This is a genomic window from Hymenobacter sp. UYAg731 (assembly GCF_054061335.1).
The window spans coordinates 420,983-440,474 of sequence record NZ_JBSSEC010000003.1 but is presented as its reverse complement, the minus strand read 5'-3'; the positions used below and the strand labels follow the sequence as shown (position 1 = coordinate 440,474).

Sequence of the window (19,492 nt, the reverse complement as noted above, 5' to 3'; positions counted from 1 at the left end):
AATACCCGTTCCGAACGGGTGGCTACTGCTTTAAAGTTACAACCGAATTCTGCGTTTCGTCTGGTGGTTCAACCCGTTATTCGGCCCCCAGCTCCAGGATGGCGTCAAACTCCTCGGGCCGCACCGGCAGCACCGACAGCCGCGACTGCCGGATGAGGGCCAGCTCGCCCAGCCGCGCATCGGCCTTGAGCCGGGCCAGGCCCACGGGGCGGGCCAGCAGCTGCACCGGCCGCAGCGGCACGGCCACCCAGGGCGAGCCGGCCTCGGCGGTGGCATCGGGGTGGGCCAGGGCGGCTACTTCGGCCAGGCCAACCACGGCTTTTTCGCTCACGCTGTGGTAGAAGAGCACGAGGTCGCCGGGCTGCATCAGGTTGAGGTTGTTGCGGGCCTGGTAGTTGCGCACGCCGGTCCAGGCGGTGCCGTCTTCCTGCACGAAGGTGGCCCAGGAGTAGGCTTCGGGTTCCGATTTAACGAGCCAGTGTTTCAAGCTAGTGGATTGGTGGGGTGGTGGATGGGTGGGTGATTGGGGCAAACATAGCAACGGCCGGTACTGGCATTGATGCCGGCCGGCCGCTGGTTTACACACCGCAAAGAAAAGAAAGCCGGGCCGTCCGGCCTTACTTGGCGGCGGTACGGGACTCCACCAACCCACCAGACCCCATGCTCCAGCTTACAGGGCAAAGCCCAAATCGAAGCTGATGATGTTGGCTTTCAGGTCGGCCCGATTGGCGGCGGTGTAGATGGAGGAACCGGTTTGCCGGTAGTTGGCGTAGCGCACATCCAAGGATTTGAAGCGCATGACGCGGGGCAGGCCCTGCGCATTCTTGCCCGGCACATGGAAGCGCCCAATGCCATACACCGGCGAGTAGCGCAGGCCCAGGCCTATTTTATTGGCCGAAAAGGCTGCCAGGTCGTAGTCGGACGTGTAGTACGGGTCGCTCACCGAGTGCTCCATGAAGGGCGCGAAATACTTGGCGGCCGTCTGGGTATGGTAGCGGTAGAAGGGGTAGGCCACGAAAAACGGCGTAATTTTCACGGGCAGCTCCAGTTCAAACGTGTGCGCCGTGATGCCAAAATTGTCGTTATAGAAGCGGTAGAACCCGCGAATCTGCACCAGGTCCGTGGCGTAGTAGTTCAGCCGCAGGCTCACCGGATACTTGAAGCGGGCGCGGGGCAGATTCTCAATACGGGCCGCTTTGGCTACGCGGGGCGAGAAATTATCGCCTGTACTGGTGGGGGCCGTGTTGTCGGTTGGGTTGTCCCGGAAATACACCCGGTGAAATGGTGTACTCAGCAAGCCATTCTGCGACACCAGCTCGGTGCTGATGGCCGCCTGCAAGCGCTTGGTGAGTACCTGCGAGTAGGTGGCCGTGAAGTTGTAGGTCTGGCGCGTGTCGGAGCCGTAGTTTTTATCGACGCGGGCATTGGGATTGGCCGGGTCGTAATTATCCCGCAGCTCAAGGGGCTGAATCAGCGTCACGCGGTCGAAAAACACCTGCCCGGCCACGCTCAGCTGGCGGTTGCCGTCCTGCGAGGTTTTGGCGAAGGAGCCGGCCAGATTGAACGACAGGTAGTCGTATTCTTTCGACACGCCCGTGCCCACGCCCCAGATGGTGCCTTTGGCCTTCTGCTCGCGGCTATACCCGAAATCGCCGTGGATGCGGACATCGTGCGCCGAGGGCGTGCTCAGCGCAAAGTCGATGCGGTCGGTCGAAGCCGAGGCGTAAAAATCGGCCCCCACGTTCACGCTCAGCCGGCTCACGGTGTCCAGCGGCACGTTCACAATGATGGCCGGGGGCACATCAGTGAGCTGCTGGGTGCCCCGGCCACCTTCCACCGCGCCGTGGCTGCCGGTCTGCTGGTAGTAGCCGCCGATGATGTCGATGGTGGTTTCGTCGGCCGCGCGGCTCACCGGCACCGAGGGGCTCACGGGCGCGCCGTAGCCGTCGATGCGGTTGGGGTTTTGCGTGGTGCCGGTCTGGGCCAGGGCCGGAATAGCCAAGGCACTCAGGGCCAGTAAGAGGGGGAGTAGCTTTTTCAAAGGAAAGAATAGGTTAGCAGCATAGAACGTCATGCAGAGCGCAGCGAAGCATCTTGCGTGTGGTGGTAACTCAATCGTGAAAACGCCATTGTTTAGTGAACCGAGCGAGATGCTTCGCTGCGCTCCGCATGACGTTCCTGCGGGTTCCACAGCATTGCTCAGTTACAGCCGCAGCCGCCGCCTACTTTGCCGCCATTGGCCCCGCCGGCCCCTTCGCGGTAGCTTTCGAAATTGGTTTCGGGCGTTTCCACGGTTTTGCTGGCCAGCTTCATGTCCTCGTCGTTGAGGTACACTTTCTGGTAGGCTTTCACCGACACGCAGCTCGGCAGTGCCGCCCCCAAGGGCAGCAACAGCAGCCCCAGCGCCAGGCGGGGATGTGCAGATAAGGATAGTTTTTTCACGGTTAATGGGTTACGGAAAATCAGGGACGGGCGGCCGGAGTCGCGCCGTGGTAGTAGTTCAGCGTCATGCCCCGCGAGGCCATCGTACGGTTGTCGTCTGTTATCAACGTGCAATCAATCCCCTTCAGGCTGTTGATAAAAGCCAAACCGGCGGTTGGGCCTTTCACGAAGACGACTTCGTCTAATCCATCGGCGAGCTCCACATCGGGGCAGAGGATGGTGACCGAGCGCAGCCCGATGGACGGGTAGCCGGTGTGCGGGTTGATGATGTGCCCGTACACCTGCTGGCCCACCGTGAAATACTGCTCGTAGTTGCCAGCCGTCACTACGGCCATGTCCGTCACATCCACCCAGGCCGCCACGCTATTCGGGTGGTCGGGGTCGCCGATGGCCACGCGCCAGAGCGAGCCGTCGGCCTGCCGCCCCCAGCAGTAAATGTCGCCCGAGCCGTTCATCAGCCCGCCCTTGATGTCCATTTTGTCGAGCACCTGCTTGGCCCGGCGCAGCCCATAGCCCTGCAGAATGCCCGCCAGATTAATCCGCATGCCCTTTTCTGGCAGAAAAACCGTGTGTTTCGCGGCATCCAGCTGAATTTTCTGCCAGCCGATGCGCCGCACCGACGCCCGAACGGCCGCCGAATCGGGCAGGGCCGGGTGGGCCTGCCGGTCAAACTTATACAGCTTGTCGGCGCTGGCGAAGGTGATATCGAAGGCTCCGCCGCTGAGCCGGGATAGGTTCAGGGTGCGGGTAATCAGGTCAAAGGTTTCGGGCGACACGGCTACCGGCCGCAGGCCCGCCGCCCGGTTTATCCGCACCACTTCCGACGTGGAATCCCAGAACGACATCAGCCGGTCAATGCGCCTCACTTCGCCCAACCCCGCCCGCAAGGCTCGCTGCCCGGCCGAATCATCGGCGGCCACCACCGTGAAGGTGAAGTGCGACCCCATGAGGTGGGCGCTGCGCGTGAAGGTGTGGCGCGGGGCCGCAACCGGTTGTGCGCTGGCCGCCCGCGCCGATAACAGCATGGCCAGCAGCGCCCAAACGGTAATTCCAGGTTTTAAACTCATGTGCATGCTACTGGCAAAACCCAAATGGCCGGCATTGGTTCGGAACTGGCCGGTCCATCGGCCTAAAGCGTGGGCACCACCTTTTTCAGGTAGGCCTCGAAGGCGGCCGGACCGCCGGCGATGTAGCCGGTTTTGGCCAGCACCTGGCCATCGGGCGCGATGATGACGGCCAGCGGGAAGTCGCCCTCCTTATTAAGCTGGGCGGCGGCGGCTTCGTTCAGCTTAAGCTGCGCGGCGGTGGGCTGGTTCTTTTTCATCCGCGGAAAATCGAAATGGGCCAGCACCAGCTTGTCCTTGGCGTAGGCCGTAAACTCAGGTTTGGCAAACACCTCCTGCTCGTACATGATGCAGGGCTTGCACCAGTCAGAGCCCGAAAAAACGGCCACAATGGGCCGGTTGGTGGCTTTGGCCTGGGCCTGGGCCGCGCCGAGGTCCGAAATCCAGCCGGCGGGCAGCTCGGCCTTCACCACCTGCGGGGCCGAAATGCCGGGCGTAGTCGGGATGGGCTCCAGGGGCACGGCGGCAGCGGCCACCTCTTTGGGTTCGCCCACGGTGGTGCCGGCTGCGCTGCTGGCTTTGGTTTTAACCTGGCTGGTTTTGGTTTTGACAGTGGTTTTCTGAGCGCATGCCGGGGCCAGGCTAACGAGGGCCAGGCCGAGGGCAAAGGCCCGCACAGGGCCAAAAGAAGGGACGAATGACATGAGGCGAAGAAATGAGAAGTGAGAGACTGCGACAACGTGGCCCGGGCTTTCCTTGTTTCCACGCCGTTCGATGCGGGAGGCTGAAATAGGGTGCCGGGGCCGTTTCGCTCACGGCGCTATGCCAAAACTCCTGCCAGGAAATGAAAATGCCGTGAAACGCCGGTAGCGGCAGCAGCTGTTGGGCTGCAAAATCCTTCTGTGAGGACAACTATTTTATTTCAAGCGCTTTATTTTCAGCACCTGTTTTTTGTCAATAGACAGGATTTCGAGGGTGTAATCCGGCTGCTGCCCATCGGTGAGGTGAATGCGCAGGCGGGTGTCGCCGTCGGTGGTCCAAGTGCCCGGGTGGCCGGCGAGGCCGTCGGTGGGCGCGATGTCAAACTCCTCGAACCGGCCGAAAGGCCTGATGGCGAAGCCCGTGCGGCCCCGCGCCGGTGGAAATTTGTAGGTGTTGGGGCGGTAAACCAGCGTATCGCCCCGGTTTTCTTCGTGCGCGGCCAGCCAGGTGCCTTCCAGCTGTTTCATAGAAGTGGGGGAGGACGTGACGACGGCCGGCTTGCGCTGCTGGCACGCAGGGGCCAGCAGGAGCAGAGCCAGCAGCAGCCGGGCCGAAAAAGGCGGTTTGAACATGGCAGTGGAGCCGGCTGAGCGGGGTGTTTCGCGCTCCCGGCCCGGTGGCCAAGGTACGGCCGCCGGGCCGGGTACCACCGGACCGGGCCGGTTGGCCGCCTGCTGCTGCGCCGCGTAAGCCTCGGGATAAACTACCTTCGTGCCCCTCAAAGCCCCTTCCCCGTGGATAACCGCGCCCTGACCCGTGCCTTTAAGCTGGCCGCCCAGCTCATGGAGCTGCACGACGAAAACCCGTTCAAAATCCGCGCCATCGAAGGCACGGCCAGCGCCCTCGATGCCCTGAGCTTCCCGGTGGCGGAAGTGGAGCGCTCCGGCCTGCCCGACCGCACCGGCCTGAGCAAAACCGCCGCCGCCAAAGTGGCCGAGCTGCTCGATACCGGCACCTTCTCCGACTTGCAGCGCCTGCTGGAGGTCACGCCGCCCGGCGTGGTCGAGATGCTGGGCATCAAAGGCATTGGCCCGAAGAAAATCCGCAGCCTTTGGCGCGAGCTGGGCCTCGAAACTATCGAGCAGCTGCGCGAAGCCGCCGAAACCGACCAGGTGAGCAAGCTCAAAGGCTTCGGCAAAAAGACCCAGGACAGTATCCTCGAAGCGCTGGAATTTGCGGGCCAGAGCAAGGGCAAACTCCTTTACCCGCAGGCCGAAAAGCTGGGCAATGAGCTGGCCCAGCTGCTGCGCGATGGCCTGAAAACGGAGCAGGTGGCCGTGGCCGGCGAAATCCGCCGCCGCCTCGAAACCGTGGAAACGGTGAGCCTAGTGGCCGCCACCGAGCAGCCGGCCGCCGCGCATGCGCTGCTGAACACCACGGCCGGCCTCACGCCCGACCCGCGCCGCTCGGGGCCGTTCGCCTGGCGCGGCACGGCCACCGAGTCGGGCACGCAGGTGGAAGTGCTCTTGGTGAAGCCCGAGGATTTCACCACCGAAGTTTTCCTGAATTCCGCCGCCGAAGCCCATTTGAGCGAGCTTATTCCTCAACCCGCCAACCCACAACTCCACAACTCTACCCTGCGCCAGCTGGCGCGGCGCGAGAAATTTCAGCAGGAAGAAGCCCTCTACGAGCGTGCCGGCCTGCAATTCATCGTGCCCGAGTTGCGCGAAGGCCTGGGTGAAATTGCCCTCGCCGCCGAGAAAAAACTGCCCCAGCTGCTGGAAGACGGTGACCTGCGCGGCTCCCTGCATAACCACAGCACTTACTCGGATGGCAACCACAGCATCCGCGAGATGGCCACTTGGCTGCGCGACCACAACTACCAATATCTGGGCTTGTGCGACCACAGCCAGGCCGCTCACTACGCCAATGGCCTGAGCGTGGAGCGCGTGCGCCAGCAGCACCACGAAATCGACCAGCTGAATGCTGAGCTGGCCCCTTTCCGCATCTTCAAAGGCATCGAAAGCGACATCCTCAGCGACGGTGCCCTTGACTACCCGAACGACGTGCTGGCCAGCTTCGATTTTATCGTCGCCAGCATCCACTCCAACCTGAAAATGGACGAAGCCAAAGCCACTAACCGCCTGCTCCGCGCCATCGAAAACCCCTACACGACCATGCTGGGCCACCCCACCGGCCGCCTGCTGCTGCGCCGCCAAGGCTACCCCATCAACTACAAAGCCGTGATTGACGCCTGCGCCCAGCACAACGTCATCATCGAAATCAACGCCAACCCCTGGCGGCTCGACCTCGACTGGCGCTGGGTGCGCTACGCCCTAGACCAGGGCGTACAACTTAGCATCAACCCCGATGCCCACCACACCAACGGCTACGAGGACATGCGCTACGGCGTACTGATGGGCCGCAAAGGCCATTTGACCAAGGAGATGACGTTCAACGCCAAGTCGGTGGAGGAAGTGGCGGCCTATTTTGAGGCCCGCAAAGCCGCTATCACACCGCCGCTGGAATATAAAAAGTCGTTGTTCGAGTAGCGTGAAAATCCTCGTTCTCCGCTTTTCTTCCATTGGCGACATCGTCCTGACCACGCCCGTGGTGCGGGCGCTGGCGCAGCAGGTCCCGGGCGCGGAGGTGCATTTCGCCACCAAGCCCGGCTACCGCAGCCTGCTGGAAACCAACCCTTACATCACCAAAATTCATTGCCTCACCGGCAGCCTGGGCGAGCTGGTGGAAGCGCTGAAAGCCGAGCGGTTCGACTACATCATCGACCTGCACAACAACCTGCGCACCCGACTCATCAAGCTGCGGTTGGGCGTGAAATCCAGCAGTTTCGATAAGCTGAACTGGCAGAAGTGGCTGCTGGTCAATTTCAAGATTGATAAGCTGCCGCGCATCCACATCGTGCAGCGTTATCTGGCCGCCGCCGCGCCGCTGGGCGTGCATGATGACGGCCAGGGCCTTGATTACTTCATTCCCGCCGGCCAGGAAGTGGACCCTTCCACGCTGCCCCCCGCTTTCGCCAGCGGCTACGTGGCCGTGGCCATTGGCGCGCAGCACGCCACCAAGCGCCTGCCCGTAGACAAGCTGATTGAGCTGTGCGCTAAACTGGCTCGGCCCATCGTGCTGCTCGGCGGGCCGGAGGACGAGAGCGTAGCCCACGTCATCGAGCAGGCATTTGAGACGCAAGCCGTCGCGGCCCTGCCATCCGTTGGCATTCCCGACAGCCCGTATTATTTCCCCTCCAAGTCCCCAAATCTCCAGGTCCCCAAGTCCTTAATCCACAATGGTTGCGGGCGCTACTCGCTGCACCAGTCGGCCTCGCTGCTGCGGCAGGCCGATTTCGTGGTGAGCCACGACACCGGCCTGATGCACATTGCGGCCGCTTTCGGCAAGGAGATTTTCAGCGTGTGGGGCAATACCGTGCCCGCGTTCGGCATGTACCCGTACCGCACCGAGTTCCGGGTGCTGGAAGTGCCGGGCCTGAGCTGCCGGCCCTGCTCCAAAATCGGCTTTGCCAAGTGCCCGCAGGGTCATTTCAAGTGCATGCGCGAGCAAACCCTGAACCTGGAATTGCCCCCGGCCCGCGACGGGCGCTAGCTTAGACCACCAGCGGGGCCAGTTCCAGCACGAGTACCAGCGCGTCGTTGCTCAGGGCTTCGAGTTCGATTACGGGCACGTTCCAGAGCGCCAGACCGTCTTTTTCGTGCAGCAGCCGGCTTTCCACTTCAAAAGCTCCGGCCAGTACAAACACAAACACGCTCGCGGCCGGATTGTGCAGCGCGTATGCGGCCTCGTACCGTCCGGCAAACCGGCCCAGGCTGACGGTGATGGGCGCGTCCAGGGCTGCGGGACGCAGGGGCAACAGGCGGTTTTGCAATTGGCCAAAGTCGAACCCAATGGGTTGCGCGGGACCCGTGCCCGTGCCCGCATCAGCCTGCAGCCAGAGGTGCAGGAAGCTCACCAGCTCGTCGCCGAAGGGGTTGCGTAGCCGCAACGCGCCGCCAGCGGGCAGCATCAGGAGCAAGGTTTCGCCGGCTTCGGCCACTACCTCGTCAGCCCCGGAGCCGAAGCCGCTGGCCGCCACGGCCCCGGTGATGGGCAGCAGCAGAACCTGCGCGGCCTCGGCCACGATGAATTCGACGGTGTGGCCGCCGACCAGGGTTTCCTCATTCAGCCCGAACAGCCGGCCAAACGGCCCTTTGTGCGGATGCGCAAACGTGCCGAAGCCGAACGTGCTGAACCGCCGGTATTGGTCCGACTCGGCCAGCCCGCGCTCGTCGGCCAGAAAGATTTTGCCCGGCGTTTGCGAAATCATGGGTGGAAGTGAACAGTGGAAAAAGGCTCGTCTACGCCGGCACACCCATCGAAAACGCCAACTGGAAACCCGCCGTGGTGCTGCCCGATACGGTTGCCAGCTCGTTGGCCACGCCGTCGCTGAACACGTTGTCGCTGGCGTTGGTGGTGTAGCCGGTCAGGCCCTTGGCATAGCCGTCCACGGCCGCCACGGCCGTGCCGGTGCCCTCGGGGAAGGCAATTTGTGTCACTTTGAAAGAGGTGCCGGTGGCCGAATACACATGCACGTGGATGTGGGTGGCGCGGCCCGAGTACCAGCCTGGGAAAATGCTCGTGAACTTCACCTGCCCGCTGGCATCGGTGATTTGCCGGCCGCGCAGAAAATGCACCGACTGGTAGTTGGTGGCCTGCATGCCCGAGCCGCCATACTCCGAATAATTGCCCTCGGCATCGCAATGCCAGATATCAACAATGGCCCCGGCCAGCGCCGTACAGCCGGCGCTGCTATTGCTTAGGGCGATGGTGATGTCGAGCTGATAGCCGGTTTTGCCGTCGCGGATGTCGCTGCGCAGGTAGGTCGACGGTACCTTGGTAGGGAAGGGGCCTTCGGTTTCGGTGGGGGCCACCGCGCAACTGCCCGCGCTGGTGCCGGTGGTGCCGGTTGTGCCCGTGCTGGTCGTGGGCGACACGGAGGTTTTGCTGCACGCCGAGAGCAGGGCCGGCAACGAGGCGGAACCGAGCAGCAGGCTTTTCAAAAAGTGTTTTCTTTCCATGACAATAAAGGCTGGGCGGTGAGGGGAAACGGCGTCAGTGCCTAGTTCGAATACCCAAAGCTGCCTGGTCGCGTTCGCGCGGCGGCCATGCAATCGCCGGTTTCGGCCCTGGCCTCGACGGTTGCCCGGTTCGACTCGTAAAAACAATGGCTACATTTCCGGCCCGGCCCGCGTCGGACCGGTTATTTCCCGTCACCGCTTTTTCGTCCCCGCCATGTCCGAAACCGAACCCTGCCAGCACCTCACGGCCCTGACCAAACTCAAAACTGCTCCCGAATACGCCTGCCCCGAGTGCGTAGCCCTCGGCGACACCTGGGTACACTTGCGCGTGTGCCAGGCGTGCGGCCATGTTGGCTGCTGCGATTCTTCCATAAATAAGCACGCCACCAAGCACTTTCATGCCAGCCAGCACCCGGTCGTATCATCGGCCGAGCCGGGCGAGCAATGGCTCTGGTGCTACGTGGATGAGGAAATGGCGGAATATTAGGTCACAGGTCATAAAGCGAGAGGCTCAGTGGCCAGCCGAATTTTGGCTGGCCACTGAGCCTCTCGCTTTATGTGGCAAAACCAATCGGGTAGCTGGCGCTACTTGACCGGTATCTGATGAGTAGCCAATAAAGTCAGAAAATCGGATTTAATGGCAGGTAACAGTAATGCCTCAAAGTCAAGAAAAAAGCCGGAAGCCTCACTGCTCATTAAAACGCCGTACCGACCAAAGTCATAAAATGAATGAAAGGCAGGCCAAACCATCTGGATTTGGGTTAGCGGGGAGTTCATGTCCATTCCTGCCTCCGAAAACTGGTAGTCAACCGGGTGTTGCATGAAGCGAGCTGCTGCATAGGTTTTCTTGAGCCCGCGCCAGGTCGAAAAAGGTATCGACAACAGCAGAACGGTCATGAAGCAGACATAGAAGCCGGTGCTATCCCAAAAACTAGCGAACGAGGCCTCTTTCCAAGGAAATTGAACCCAGAAATACAGCACCGAGAGCAACGGCAGCAGCAGCACGAGGGTAAGCGGTTTGGCCTTCGCCGTGAAGCGAAGGCTTACTTTGGCATATTCCTGGAAAGTCAGGAAGTTGTTCTTGAAGGTCAGGGTAGAATCCATCAATTCAAGTGCTTACTCAATCATCCCAAACCCGCAGTAGCTGTGCAGCACCGCTGGCAGCCTGATGCCCTCTGCCGTCTGGTTGTTCTCCAGAAGCGCGGCCACGATGCGGGGCAGCGCCAGCGCCGAGCCGTTGAGCGTGTGCAGCAGCTGGGTTTTGCCGTCCACTTTGTAGCGGCACTTGAGGCGGTTGGCCTGGTAGATTTCAAAGTTTGAAGCCGAACTCACCTCCAGCCAGCGGCCCTGGGCGGCGCTCCACACCTCCAAATCAAACGTCAGGGCGCTGGTGAAGCCCATGTCGCCGCCGCAGAGGCGCAGCACGCGGTAGGGCAGCTCCAGCTTTTGCAGCAAGCCTTCGATGTGGGCCACCATGGTATCGAGGGCCGCGTAGCTGTGCTCCGGCTCCGTGATTTGCACGATTTCCACCTTGTCGAACTGGTGCAGGCGGTTGAGGCCGCGCACATCGGCCCCCCACGAGCCGGCCTCGCGGCGGAAGCAGGGCGTGTGGCCGGTGATGCGCACTGGCAATTTCTCAACCGGAATAATCTCGTCGCGGTAAATATTCGTCAGCGGCACCTCGGCCGTGGGGATGAGGTAAAGGTCATCCTTGGCATCGTGGTACATCTGGCCCTCCTTATCCGGGAGCTGGCCGGTGCCGTAGCCGCTGGCCTCGTTCACCAGAATGGGCGGCTGCATCTCGGTGTAGCCGGCGGCGCGGGCTTCATCTAGGAAAAAGTTGATGAGCGCGCGCTGCAGGCGGGCTCCCTGACCCTTATAAACGGGAAAGCCAGCGCCGGTGATTTTCACGCCCAGCTCGAAGTCAATGATGTCGTACTTCTTAATTAGGTCCCAGTGCGGCACGGCGTCGGGGCCGAGTTCGGGCTTGGCGCCGTGCTCACGCACGATTTCGTTGTCGGCGGCGGCGCGGCCTTCGGGTACGCTGGCGTGGGGCAGGTTGGGGAGCTTATAGAGAAGCTGCTGCTGCTCTTTTTCCACCTGGGCCAGCTCGGCGGCGGCACTCTGGGTGTGCTGCTTGAGCTCGGCGGTGCGGATTTTTAGGGTTTCGGCCCCGACTTTGTCGCCGGATTTCATGAGGCCGCCGATTTGGCGGGCCAGCTCGTTGGCTTCGGCCTGGGCCGAGTCGTGGCTGGTCTGGAGCTGGCGGCGGCGCTGGTCGAGGTCGAGGATGGCGGCCACGTCGGCGGGGCCGGTGGCGTAGCGTTTTTTGGCGAGGCCGGCCAGCACATAGTCTGTCTGGTCGCGGAGAACGGAAAGTTGTAGCATGGGGCAGGTTGGGGGTAAGCCGGGCAAAGGTCGTAAGTAAAAACCGACCTCACCACCGCCTTGGCTGCGAAAGCTTTGGCGCGGCGCGCAACTTATTTTGCCTCGTCCCGCGTTCCAACGCCATTCGGAAGGCATCCGATTTGGCAGTTTGTCCGTAATGCGCTAACATTGCGAAAGCAACCGGCCGCCTTGGTCGGGCCAGCGGGCCGCAGTGCCCGTCGTTGGTTCGTCCGTTTGCTGGATTTCCAGCGGCCCGTTCTGCACCTCATTTTCTTGCGTATTCATCCCGCGCCGTGCGTTGCTACTCCGTAGTTCGTTCGAACCCCGCGAATTACTGTTTCCAGCGGCCCCGCCGCCGTGCCGTAGCTGGCTTTTTTGTGCCCCCAGTGGGCCGTAGCGGGCAGCCAGCCCCCCGCGCTATTACAGCCAGATGTTCCCCCCTTATTCCCATTATGCACACCATTAACGAGTTGAAGGACCGGCTGCTGTCCGACCTCAAGGAAATTGCCGAAAAACTAAACGTTGGCAACTTTAAACGGCTCAGCAAGCAGGATTTGATTTATAAAATCCTCGACCAGCAGGCCCTCACCCCCGGCTCGGCCGAAGCTGCTCCCGCCCCGGCTACCGCTGCCCCAGTTGCCGTCCCGGCGGCGGCCACATCGGCAGCCGTAGTGTCCGCTGCCAGCTCCGCCCGTCCGGCCCGTACAGCCACTCGCCGCGCCGCGCCCAGCACGGCCGAACAACCTTTTTCCGATGTAGCACCGCCCACAGCTAAAGCTCAAAATGCCCGCCCGGCCCGCCAGCCGCGCCGCGAAGCCGCCGTTTCGGTAGCCGAGGAGCCGGCTCCGGTGGTTGTTGCCGCGCCCGCCCCCACGGTCGAAATATTGGATTCCATTGAGGGCCTGGCTTTGGTTGCGCCTTCCGAAGCCACCGGGGCCACCCTGGCCCAGGTTCCCGCCGCTACTACCGAAGAAACGGCCGCCAGCGCCGATGAGCAGAATGCTGCCCCCGCCCCGCGTACCGACCGCCCTCGCCGGGAGCGCGTCGACCGCGCCGGCCGGCCCATCACCGAAGAGCGTGCCGCCGAAATGGCCGCCGAAAAAGCGGCTAATGAAGCCGCTGCCGCCGCCGCGCCCCCTGCCGAACCCAATGCCGATACCCGCGACGGCAATGCCAACGGCCGCCGCGAATCCGGGGGCAACGGCTTTGCCGACCGCCGTGAAAACCGCGCCGACCGCTTCGAGCGCGACAACCGTGAGGTGCGCGAGCCCCGCCAAGACCAGCCGCGTGGCCCCCGCCAGGACCAGCAGCCCCGCGAAAACCGCGAAAACCAGCAGCCCCGCAACGACCAGCCCCGGCAAGACCGTGAGCCCCGCCAGGACCAGCCGCGCAACGACCAGCCCCGTGGCGAAGGCAACAACAACCGCAACCAGACCCGCGAGGAGCGCTACGCCCAACGCGACCTGCAACGCCAGCAGCGCCAGCAAAACCCCGACGGCTCGCCCCGCCCCGACCAGCCCCAGGGCCAGAATCAAAACCAGAACCAGAACCAGCAGCAAAACCAGCGCCCCCAGCGCCAGGAGTTAGATTTGGTGGTGCCCGGCGGCGGCACGTTTGAGTTGATGCCCGATGGCGGCTACGGTTTCCTGCGCTCGCCTTACTATAACTACCTCAGCTCGCCCGACGACGTGTATGTGTCGCCGCAGCAGGTGAAGCAGTTCGCCATGAAGCCCGGCGATACGGTGGTGGCCACCATCAGGCCGCCGCGCGAGGGCGAGAAATACTTCGCCCTGGTAGGCGTGGAAAGCATGAACGGCCGCACCGTGGAGGAAGTCCGCGACCGGGTGCCGTTCAGCCACCTCACCCCGCTTTTTGCCGACCACCGCATGAAGCTGACCACCAAGCCCAGCCAAATCAGCACCCGCGTGCTTGATTTGTTTGCGCCCATCGGCAAGGGCCAGCGCGGCCTCATTGTGGCCCAGCCCAAAACCGGTAAAACGGTGCTGCTCCAGGAAATAGCCAACGCCATTGCCGAAAACCACCCCGAAGTTTACCTCATGGTGCTGCTCATCGACGAGCGCCCCGAGGAAGTGACCGACATGGCCCGCACCGTGAAAGCCGAAGTGCTGAGCTCTACCTTCGACGAAACGGCCGACCGCCACGTGAAAATCGCCGAAATGGCGCTGGACAAAGCGCGTCGTTTGGTCGAATGCGGCCACGACGTGGTGATTCTGCTCGACTCCATCACCCGCCTGGCCCGCGCCTATAACACGGTGCAGCCCAGCTCATCGCGCATCCTCTCGGGTGGTATCGACGCCGGCGCGCTGCAAAAGCCCAAGCGCTTCTTCGGCGCGGCCCGCAATGTGGAAGGCGGCGGCTCGCTCACCATTATCGCCACGGCCCTTATCGAAACCGGCTCCAAAATGGACGAGGTTATCTTCGAAGAATTCAAGGGCACCGGCAACATGGAACTGCAGCTGGACCGTAAGCTGGCCAACAAGCGCGTGTTCCCGGCCATCGACATCCCGGCTTCCGGCACCCGCCGCGAAGACCTGCTGATGAGCAAGGACGAGTTGAACCGCGTGTGGGTGCTCCGCAAGTTCATGTCGGACATGACGGCCACCGAGGCCATGGAATTCCTCAAGGACCGCATCAAAGGCACCAAGGACAACGAAGAATTCCTGCTGGCCATGAACGGTTAGTGAAGCCCGGTTATCAATAGCGAAAAGGCCCGTTGCAGCAATGCAGCGGGCCTTTTTTAATGGGTCAGAATAATGGCTTGCTGTTTGGATTATTCTATTTGTGGGAATAGTATAAACAGTCGGGCTTAGGACCAAAAAAGCCCGTTACATTGCTGCAACGGGCCATCGGTAGAATATCAATCGTCAATAACAATAAATGGACTTATAAAAATTATCTACTTGAATAACGCTAGGTATCACGGAGCAAACTGTGGTCCGAAAGAATAAATTCATCATCGTCGGAAATAAATTTTACCTACCCCACGTAAGCTGCCCGGCGAGCAATAGGGCGCTATTTTTGGCGGAAAATAAATTGCGTATGAATCCCGAACTCATCGTCCCGCTCCTCGAATTACTCTATGTTCACGACCCGCTGTGCGGCTGGTGTTACGGCATGAGCCCGGTCATCAACCAGGTGCAGCGGGAGTTTGCGGGCCGCGTCGACGTATCGGTGCTGTGCGGTGGCATGGTGCGGGGCGACGATGCCGGGCCGATTGGCGAAACCTGGGACTACATCCGCCAGGCCCTGGGGCAGGTGGAAGATGTGACCGGCGTGGCGTTTGGCGAACCATTCAAAGCACTGGGCGAGGCCGGGACTTACCACTACGACTCGGAGCCGCCGAGCCGGGCCATCGTGGCATTTCGGCAACTCACGCAGGACCCCGCCCGCGCCGTGGCTTTTGCCCACGCCGTGCAAACGGCCTTTTTTCGGGACGGTCAGGATTTGAATGCCGCCGTTACTTATGAGCCGCTGCTCGCCCCTTTTGGGGTGGATGAGGCCGAATTCCTGCGGCGCTGGGCGGCCCCCGAAACGGCTACGGCTGCCCGGCAGGAGTTTGCGGCCGTGGCCCGAATCGGCGTGCAGGGCTTTCCCACGGCGGTGGTTCGGATTGGGGAGCAGGGCTACGTACTGGCTCGTGGCTACCAGCCGTTTGAGCAGTTACAGGCCGGGCTTGAGCAGCTGTTGCGCGAGGAAGCGGGCCGCTAGCGCACCCGCACAGTCTGCTTCTTTAGGGGCGACCACGCTATCTGGCGGCGGTCTTCCTTGCCCTTCAGGTATTCGAAGCCGATGGCGTCGGGTCGCTTCTGGAGGTCGGTCCAAGTTGCGCGGTCGAGGTTTTCGATGCCGCCCGGAAAGGCGGTTTTAGCTCCCACGGCGGGCGTATGAAACTGCGCGGGCAGGAAAAACCGGTCGATGCGCCGGAGCACGAAGGTTTCGCGCTCGGCGCGGGTGGCGGTGGGGCCTTTCATCTCATACACCAAGGCGGCTTCGAGGTCGGGCTCGGTCAGCATTTCACGGAAAATAACCTGGCCTTCGGGGTCGGTGATGGTGAATTCGCCGGTGCCTTCGAGGATGGATGGGCCGCGAAATACGAGCTGGAATTTATCGGCCGGGCCTTTGGGGCGGCTGAAATTGTGCGCCAGCCGCGCCACGCGCAGCGTGTCGCTCACGACTGAAACGGCTTTGGTGCGGGCGGTATCGGGGGCGGGCAAAGCAGCGGTAGTATCAGGTGCCTGACGGTCGGCCATCTTCGAAACTGAACCCTCGTTCACGGCCGAAGGAGTGGAGTTGCAGGCCGCCAGAAGCGGCAGTAGCAGGAAGAGGCGGGTGGTACGCATGACAGTGGCAGGTGAAGTGAAATAAGTCATTGATACGCGCCGAAGGGCCATGTGAGTTACCGTCAGTCATAGTTCCGGCGCTCAACGCCAGAGCAGCATGGCAATAAAGGCTGCGCTTAAGCACAACGATGATACCTGATTCATCCGCATGGTGTGCTCGAAATTGGCGGCGCTTTCATCATGCCACACGGCCCAGGCCCAGCGGCTGAACAGCGCCACCACCGGCCCGGTGGCCACCAGAAAAATCAGCAGCGGGCGCATTTCCTGGCGCAGCCAGTAGGCCAGTCCCAGCGCCGCCGCGCCCGCCAGCAGTCCCACCGCCGCGAAAATGAACGTGCCCCGAATGCCCAGCCGCAGGCTCAGGGTGCGGTCGCCGCGCCGGGCATCTTCCTCGTGCTGGTACACCTGCGTGAGCGGGTAGGAGCCGCACAAAAACAGCGTGCTCACCAACGCCAGCAGCAGATTGGTTTTCTCAAAAAGCTGCCCCGGCGTGGCCCCCACGCCCACCTGCGTCATCAGCAGGGTGAAAGCGCCCTGGAAAACCACCACCACCAGCGTGCTCAGTAGCGGATACTTCTTCAGCCGAATTCCTTCGTAGCTGTAGGCTTTCGACACCAGCAGATACACCACCACCAGCGCCGCAAAGGATAGCGAGAGCAGTGCCGCGCCCGCCACGGCCAGCGCATCGAATAGCCAGACCAGGTGCAGCAGCTCGGGCGTGACTTTGGGCGGCGCTTTGAGGCCGCCGATGCTGCCTTCGTCCTTATCGTAATAGGAATTGTAGCCGTTGGAGGCCGGGTAGGCCAGCAGGTGTAGCACCACGAACACGCCCACGGCCCGCCCGCCGCTCCACGGCCCGCATAACGCACTCAGCCCAAACCAGAATACGGGCATGAGGTAAACGGAAAACGGGATGCGCAGCAGTGGCAGCGCCCGCCGATAATTTTCAATTCTCAATGAAGCGTGAAAAATAAGGAATGAAGAATGGGGCAAAGGTCGTTCTGGCAATTCTTCATTCCTCATTCTTCCCTATCAATTGAGCGAAGCATTCGGCCAGCCCACCAAATACGTGACCTGTGGCCCCCACCAGTGGCGCTTTTTGCCGGCCTGCCAGGCGAAAGTACCGGCGGGGTCGGCCGCGTGGGCCAGGGCCAGCAGCTCAGCCGTGGAGTACATCCGCAGCAGCGACACCGACCCATCCCAGATGGTGCAGAGCGGAATGAGCGGAATGAGGTAGGTAAACACCAGCCGGCTAAACCGGAACGGCCGGAAAAATGGCGTGAGCAGCAGTTGCGCCACCGGCAGCACCGTGACGGCCAGCAGCAGCTCGGCCCAGTGCTTGCCCGCGCCCTCAAACACGCCGATGCCGGTGCCGGCCCGCACGGCATCGCGCAGCATGGCGGTGGCAGCCTTGGGCGGGAAGTGGTGGAACGCCGAAAAGATGGTGCGGAAACCCGCTAGTTGCGCGGGCACGGCCAGCGCATTCACCGATGCGGGCTCGAACCTAACGGCCCCATTGGTACGCCGGGCGATATCGGCCCAGGCGGCGGGCTGGGGGTAGAGGTCGGTGAGGGTGATAGTGGCCGGCTGGCCCAAGGCGTGCAGGGCGGCCAGCACGGTTTCGGTGCCGCCACCGGCCCCGGCCCCCAGCTCCAGCACACGAGTTTGGGCGGTGCGGGCGAGGCCCTCGGCCAGCAGCGGCGCAATGGGCCGGTAGGTGCCCAGCGCCGAAATCATGAACCGCAGGTAGTCCATCATCCCGGCCCGGATGGTGGCCGGAAACCAGGAGAGGTCTTCAAACTCGAACAGACGCAGGCGGAGACGCATATATATGCGGTTCTACGTGAGGTAAGAGTGATTCGGTGGCTTCGCTTTATTTACCAACCAGCGGAGTTGAGGTTTCATCAGAATAGATAAGCCAGCGGCGGTAGACTACTGCTGATGCTAGAAGCAGGGCCGCTAGGTAAGCGCATGCGCTCAATGTCAGAGCCTTCCAGTGTATTATGTTCTTATATAATAGTAGGCCACAGCAGGCTGCCAGCCATAAACCAACGCACAGCATTGCCACTGCTAGTAAGCGCGTTGGCACTTTATTGAATGCCAACGCTTTATTGAAGAAATAGCCAGCTATTGGAATGATGACCAATGATTGGATACCAATGAGGAAAACGATGAGTACCGGGGCAAGCATTTCTTCGTCTCCCCAGGAAAAAGGCCACCATGCATACATCGCCGTCCAGCTTAACGTTGAACCAAAAGCATTGGTCAGAAGCCACAGTGCAATAGCTTCATTTACCGGGCTGGTTGGTGATGAAGCTGCTGATTTAGGCATTTTTGGAAAAAATAAAAGCGGATAATAGCAAACATACCGTTTTTTCATCAACTTTGCATCACAAAGCACTTCGATAAATATGAAGCCCGCCGCTGCTCCCGACCCGCTTGCCCAGCTCACCGAAATCCGCGCCATCATGGAGCGCAGCTCGCGCTTTTTGTCGCTTTCCGGCCTGAGTGGGGTAGGGGCGGGCGTGGTGGCGCTGCTGGGCGCGGCGGCCGGCCATTTCTACCTGCAAAGCGAATTTCCCGACGGCTACTTGCGGCTGATGCAGGCTTCGGAGCCGGAACGGCGGGCGGCGCTGCCGTTTCTGCTGCTGCTCTCGGGGGGCATGATTGCGGCGGCGCTGCTGGTGGCGTTTTTCTTTACCCAGCGCCGCACCCGCCGCAGCGGCCAGACGCTGTGGGGCGGTCCGGCGCGCCGGGTGGCTATGGCCCTGGCGGTGCCGCTGGTGGCGGGCGGGCTGTTTTGCCTGCGGCTGTACCTGGGCGGCGATGCGGGCATGGTAGTGCCGGGCCTGCTGGTGTTCTACGGCTTGGCGCTGCTCAACGCCAGCAAGTACACGCTGGACGAAATCCGGTGGCTGGGGCTCACGCAGATTGGGCTGGGCTTGCTGGCCATGCTGCAACCCGGCTGGGGCCTGCTTTACTTTGCGCTTGGCTTTGGCCTGGGCCACATTGGCTACGGCCTGCTGATGTATAACCGCTACGAGCGGCCGGGCGCGGCCGGCGCAACGGTCCAATAACCAGTAGTACCCCGGTGAAGCACCTCATCCATACCCTCAACAAGGCATTTGACCACCGTGTGCGGCTGGGCGTAATGGCCGTGCTGCTGGCCAATGATTCGGTGAGCTTCAACGACTTGAAAGAAGTGCTCGACCTGACCGATGGCAACCTCGCCAGCCACGTCGCCGCCCTCGAAAAAGCCGAATACGTCCTCGTCAGCAAGCAGTTCATCGGCAAAAAGCCCAACACCACCTATACCGCCACCGCCGCCGGCAAGGCCGCGTTTCAGCAGCACCTGGCCACGCTGGAGAAGCTATTGCGGCCCTGATTTTTAAGAATTAAGCTACGTAGGCTCTTTTTTTTGCCTTTGTACTTTGTAATTCAAAGCTCTTTA

The 19,492-nt window shown here is 61.8% G+C and carries 21 protein-coding genes; 7 read left to right on the top strand and 14 right to left on the bottom strand.

Annotated elements, in window-relative coordinates:
* Positions 1-76 precede the first annotated feature (76 nt).
* The 6 genes from ACVWYF_RS10000 to ACVWYF_RS09975 form a co-directional block, all read right to left on the bottom strand.
* Positions 77-487, bottom strand: a complete 411-nt coding sequence (locus ACVWYF_RS10000; protein ID WP_457067350.1) for an EVE domain-containing protein — start codon at positions 485-487, stop codon at positions 77-79.
* 183 nt (positions 488-670) lie between these two features.
* Positions 671-2,041 carry a DUF3570 domain-containing protein gene (locus ACVWYF_RS09995; RefSeq protein ID WP_457067347.1) on the bottom strand — a complete coding sequence of 457 codons (1,371 nt, stop codon included), beginning with the start codon at positions 2,039-2,041 and terminating at the stop codon, positions 671-673.
* A 158-nt stretch (positions 2,042-2,199) separates the two neighbouring features.
* Positions 2,200-2,397 (bottom strand): DUF4266 domain-containing protein, encoded by a 198-nt coding sequence (locus ACVWYF_RS09990; RefSeq protein ID WP_425293343.1) that lies wholly within the window; start codon positions 2,395-2,397, stop codon positions 2,200-2,202.
* Between the two features lie 65 nt (positions 2,398-2,462).
* Positions 2,463-3,509 carry an FAD:protein FMN transferase gene (locus ACVWYF_RS09985; protein WP_457067345.1) on the bottom strand — a complete coding sequence of 349 codons (1,047 nt, stop codon included), beginning with the start codon at positions 3,507-3,509 and terminating at the stop codon, positions 2,463-2,465.
* Positions 3,510-3,571: 62 nt separating this feature from the next.
* Positions 3,572-4,210: a thioredoxin family protein gene (locus ACVWYF_RS09980; protein WP_457067343.1), complete on the bottom strand. Its 639-nt coding sequence runs from the start codon at positions 4,208-4,210 to the stop codon at positions 3,572-3,574.
* 213 nt (positions 4,211-4,423) lie between these two features.
* Positions 4,424-4,840, bottom strand: a complete 417-nt coding sequence (locus tag ACVWYF_RS09975) for a hypothetical protein (protein WP_457067341.1) — start codon at positions 4,838-4,840, stop codon at positions 4,424-4,426.
* Positions 4,841-5,002: 162 nt separating this feature from the next.
* Between ACVWYF_RS09975 and polX the strand changes: the two genes are divergently transcribed.
* Together polX and ACVWYF_RS09965 are read left to right on the top strand one after the other, a co-directional pair.
* The gene (polX, locus tag ACVWYF_RS09970) at positions 5,003-6,760 is read left to right on the top strand and encodes a DNA polymerase/3'-5' exonuclease PolX (protein WP_457067338.1); all 1,758 of its coding nucleotides are present in this window, start codon (positions 5,003-5,005) and stop codon (positions 6,758-6,760) included.
* A gap of 1 nt (position 6,761) precedes the next feature.
* Positions 6,762-7,823 (top strand): glycosyltransferase family 9 protein, encoded by a 1,062-nt coding sequence (locus tag ACVWYF_RS09965; protein WP_457067335.1) that lies wholly within the window; start codon positions 6,762-6,764, stop codon positions 7,821-7,823.
* 1 nt (position 7,824) lies between these two features.
* Here ACVWYF_RS09965 and ACVWYF_RS09960 read toward each other — a convergent pair whose 3' ends face one another.
* Positions 7,825-8,541 (bottom strand): pirin family protein, encoded by a 717-nt coding sequence (locus tag ACVWYF_RS09960; RefSeq protein ID WP_457067333.1) that lies wholly within the window; start codon positions 8,539-8,541, stop codon positions 7,825-7,827.
* A 31-nt stretch (positions 8,542-8,572) separates the two neighbouring features.
* Positions 8,573-9,292, bottom strand: coding sequence for a dioxygenase family protein (locus ACVWYF_RS09955; RefSeq protein WP_457067330.1), 720 nt, complete (start codon positions 9,290-9,292; stop codon positions 8,573-8,575).
* A 214-nt stretch (positions 9,293-9,506) separates the two neighbouring features.
* Here ACVWYF_RS09955 and ACVWYF_RS09950 point away from each other — a divergent pair, with 214 nt between their 5' ends.
* Positions 9,507-9,779 (top strand): UBP-type zinc finger domain-containing protein, encoded by a 273-nt coding sequence (locus tag ACVWYF_RS09950; RefSeq protein WP_457067327.1) that lies wholly within the window; start codon positions 9,507-9,509, stop codon positions 9,777-9,779.
* A gap of 98 nt (positions 9,780-9,877) precedes the next feature.
* Here the strand turns inward: ACVWYF_RS09950 and ACVWYF_RS09945 are convergent, their stop codons facing one another.
* Together ACVWYF_RS09945 and serS are read right to left on the bottom strand one after the other, a co-directional pair.
* Positions 9,878-10,396 carry a hypothetical protein gene (locus tag ACVWYF_RS09945; RefSeq protein WP_457067325.1) on the bottom strand — a complete coding sequence of 173 codons (519 nt, stop codon included), beginning with the start codon at positions 10,394-10,396 and terminating at the stop codon, positions 9,878-9,880.
* Positions 10,397-10,408: 12 nt separating this feature from the next.
* Positions 10,409-11,680 carry a serine--tRNA ligase gene (gene serS / locus ACVWYF_RS09940; RefSeq protein ID WP_457067323.1) on the bottom strand — a complete coding sequence of 424 codons (1,272 nt, stop codon included), beginning with the start codon at positions 11,678-11,680 and terminating at the stop codon, positions 10,409-10,411.
* Between the two features lie 452 nt (positions 11,681-12,132).
* On the opposite strand from serS, the gene rho reads away from it, so the two are divergent.
* Both rho and ACVWYF_RS09930 read left to right on the top strand, forming a co-directional pair.
* The gene (rho, locus tag ACVWYF_RS09935; protein WP_457067320.1) at positions 12,133-14,382 is read left to right on the top strand and encodes a transcription termination factor Rho; all 2,250 of its coding nucleotides are present in this window, start codon (positions 12,133-12,135) and stop codon (positions 14,380-14,382) included.
* 358 nt (positions 14,383-14,740) lie between these two features.
* Positions 14,741-15,409 (top strand): DsbA family protein, encoded by a 669-nt coding sequence (locus ACVWYF_RS09930; protein ID WP_457067317.1) that lies wholly within the window; start codon positions 14,741-14,743, stop codon positions 15,407-15,409.
* Here the strand turns inward: ACVWYF_RS09930 and ACVWYF_RS09925 are convergent.
* The 4 genes from ACVWYF_RS09925 to ACVWYF_RS09910 form a co-directional block, all read right to left on the bottom strand.
* The gene (locus ACVWYF_RS09925; protein ID WP_457067315.1) at positions 15,406-16,041 is read right to left on the bottom strand and encodes a hypothetical protein; all 636 of its coding nucleotides are present in this window, start codon (positions 16,039-16,041) and stop codon (positions 15,406-15,408) included. The two genes, ACVWYF_RS09930 and ACVWYF_RS09925, sit on opposite strands and share 4 nt — an antisense overlap.
* An 81-nt stretch (positions 16,042-16,122) precedes the next feature.
* The gene (locus ACVWYF_RS09920) at positions 16,123-16,935 is read right to left on the bottom strand and encodes a UbiA family prenyltransferase (RefSeq protein WP_457067313.1); all 813 of its coding nucleotides are present in this window, start codon (positions 16,933-16,935) and stop codon (positions 16,123-16,125) included.
* Between the two features lie 138 nt (positions 16,936-17,073).
* On the bottom strand, positions 17,074-17,868 hold the full coding sequence (locus ACVWYF_RS09915; RefSeq protein ID WP_457067311.1) for a class I SAM-dependent methyltransferase: 795 nt from the start codon (positions 17,866-17,868) through the stop codon (positions 17,074-17,076).
* A gap of 46 nt (positions 17,869-17,914) precedes the next feature.
* Complete coding sequence (locus tag ACVWYF_RS09910; protein ID WP_457067308.1) at positions 17,915-18,373, bottom strand: hypothetical protein; 459 nt, start codon at positions 18,371-18,373, stop codon at positions 17,915-17,917.
* 79 nt (positions 18,374-18,452) lie between these two features.
* Here ACVWYF_RS09910 and ACVWYF_RS09905 point away from each other — a divergent pair, with 79 nt between their 5' ends.
* Both ACVWYF_RS09905 and ACVWYF_RS09900 read left to right on the top strand, forming a co-directional pair.
* Positions 18,453-19,118, top strand: a complete 666-nt coding sequence (locus tag ACVWYF_RS09905) for a hypothetical protein (RefSeq protein ID WP_457067305.1) — start codon at positions 18,453-18,455, stop codon at positions 19,116-19,118.
* A gap of 14 nt (positions 19,119-19,132) precedes the next feature.
* On the top strand, positions 19,133-19,426 hold the full coding sequence (locus tag ACVWYF_RS09900) for a winged helix-turn-helix domain-containing protein (RefSeq protein WP_216680160.1): 294 nt from the start codon (positions 19,133-19,135) through the stop codon (positions 19,424-19,426).
* Positions 19,427-19,492 lie beyond the last annotated feature (66 nt).

Excerpts from the sequence above, each read along its gene's own strand:
- ACVWYF_RS09985 (WP_457067345.1), bottom strand. The coding sequence starts at position 3,509 with ATGAGTTTAAAACCTGGAATTACCGTTTGGGCGCTGCTGGCCATGCTG.
- ACVWYF_RS09980 (WP_457067343.1), bottom strand. The coding sequence starts at position 4,210 with ATGTCATTCGTCCCTTCTTTTGGCCCTGTGCGGGCCTTTGCCCTCGGC.
- ACVWYF_RS09975 (WP_457067341.1), bottom strand. The coding sequence starts at position 4,840 with ATGTTCAAACCGCCTTTTTCGGCCCGGCTGCTGCTGGCTCTGCTCCTG.
- ACVWYF_RS09960 (WP_457067333.1), bottom strand. The coding sequence starts at position 8,541 with ATGATTTCGCAAACGCCGGGCAAAATCTTTCTGGCCGACGAGCGCGGG.
- ACVWYF_RS09955 (WP_457067330.1), bottom strand. The coding sequence starts at position 9,292 with ATGGAAAGAAAACACTTTTTGAAAAGCCTGCTGCTCGGTTCCGCCTCG.
- ACVWYF_RS09950 (WP_457067327.1), top strand. The coding sequence starts at position 9,507 with ATGTCCGAAACCGAACCCTGCCAGCACCTCACGGCCCTGACCAAACTC.
- ACVWYF_RS09945 (WP_457067325.1), bottom strand. The coding sequence starts at position 10,396 with ATGGATTCTACCCTGACCTTCAAGAACAACTTCCTGACTTTCCAGGAA.
- serS (WP_457067323.1), bottom strand. The coding sequence starts at position 11,680 with ATGCTACAACTTTCCGTTCTCCGCGACCAGACAGACTATGTGCTGGCC.
- rho (WP_457067320.1), top strand. The coding sequence starts at position 12,133 with ATGCACACCATTAACGAGTTGAAGGACCGGCTGCTGTCCGACCTCAAG.
- ACVWYF_RS09930 (WP_457067317.1), top strand. The coding sequence starts at position 14,741 with ATGAATCCCGAACTCATCGTCCCGCTCCTCGAATTACTCTATGTTCAC.
- ACVWYF_RS09925 (WP_457067315.1), bottom strand. The coding sequence starts at position 16,041 with ATGCGTACCACCCGCCTCTTCCTGCTACTGCCGCTTCTGGCGGCCTGC.
- ACVWYF_RS09920 (WP_457067313.1), bottom strand. The coding sequence starts at position 16,935 with ATGCCCGTATTCTGGTTTGGGCTGAGTGCGTTATGCGGGCCGTGGAGC.
- ACVWYF_RS09915 (WP_457067311.1), bottom strand. The coding sequence starts at position 17,868 with ATGCGTCTCCGCCTGCGTCTGTTCGAGTTTGAAGACCTCTCCTGGTTT.
- ACVWYF_RS09910 (WP_457067308.1), bottom strand. The coding sequence starts at position 18,373 with ATGCCTAAATCAGCAGCTTCATCACCAACCAGCCCGGTAAATGAAGCT.
- ACVWYF_RS09905 (WP_457067305.1), top strand. The coding sequence starts at position 18,453 with ATGAAGCCCGCCGCTGCTCCCGACCCGCTTGCCCAGCTCACCGAAATC.